Annotated in this window: 1 pseudogene; it reads left to right on the top strand. The window is 74.8% G+C overall.

Annotated features, from left to right (window positions below):
• Positions 1–380, top strand: a pseudogene (locus tag N869_RS15995) (glutamate dehydrogenase); the annotation flags it as partial.
• Positions 381–520: the final 140 nt, after the last annotated feature.

The raw sequence follows: 520 nt of genomic DNA, 5'->3' as shown, positions 1-520 counted from the left end.
TGCCTGCGGCCGTGGAGGGCGTGCTGAACGCCGACAACGCGCCCGACGTGCGGGCCAGGTGGGTGGTCGAGGGCGCCAACGGACCGACCACGCCCGACGCCGACACCGTGCTCGCCGACCGCGGTGTGGTGGTCGTCCCCGACATCCTCGCCAACGCCGGTGGCGTGGTCGTGTCGTACTTCGAGTGGGTGCAGGCCCAGCAGGCCTACTGGTGGACGCTCGCCGAGATCGAGCACCGCCTGGCCGAGCGCATGCAGATGGCCTACGACGCCGTCGCGCAGGTCGCGCGGGAGCGGGACGTGTCGCTGCGGGACGCCGCACTGGTGCTGAGCGTGCAACGGGTCGCCGAGGCGCACCGGACGCGAGGGCTGTACCCCTGACCCGACCACGCGACCGGGCCGGTCACACCTCGGGCCTGCGCAGGGCCGGGAGCCCGGCGGGCGGGGTGTGGTGGCGCGGGTCGTCCAGCACGGCCCGGTCCCGACCGGAGTCCTTGGCCGCGTAGAGGGCACGGTCCGCG

The organism is Cellulomonas bogoriensis 69B4 = DSM 16987 (assembly GCF_000767165.1).
Classification (GTDB): domain Bacteria; phylum Actinomycetota; class Actinomycetes; order Actinomycetales; family Cellulomonadaceae; genus Actinotalea; species Actinotalea bogoriensis.
This window is presented reverse-complemented; position numbering and strand designations above follow the sequence as displayed.